The sequence below is a fragment of the Paraburkholderia sp. SIMBA_027 genome (assembly GCF_046535315.1).
In the GTDB taxonomy this organism is placed as follows: domain Bacteria; phylum Pseudomonadota; class Gammaproteobacteria; order Burkholderiales; family Burkholderiaceae; genus Paraburkholderia; species Paraburkholderia tropica.
On record NZ_JAWRWY010001485.1, the window covers coordinates 1 to 241 of the forward strand.

At 60.6% G+C, this 241-nt stretch carries 1 protein-coding gene; it reads left to right on the plus strand.

The genetic code is table 11. The annotated features are described in order from the left end of the window. Positions 1–241: transporter substrate-binding domain-containing protein (locus SB764_RS44135; protein ID WP_410867329.1), on the plus strand; the 241-nt coding region annotated here is incomplete at both ends.

Sequence of the window (241 nt, forward strand, 5' to 3'; positions counted from 1 at the left end):
GCCTGGGCGACAAGCCGGTGCAGTGGCGAGTGATTCCGTTCTCGGGGCTGGTGCCGGCGCTGCTCGCCCAGCAGTGCGACATGATCGTCGACCAACTGTTCGACAAGCCCGAACGGCGCCAGGTGATCGATATCGTCAACTACATGTATTCCAGCCAGTCGGTGGTGGTGCCAAAAGGCAACCCCAAGGGCATCAAGACACTCGATGACCTGTCCGGGTACAAAGTCGCGGTGCTCAATGG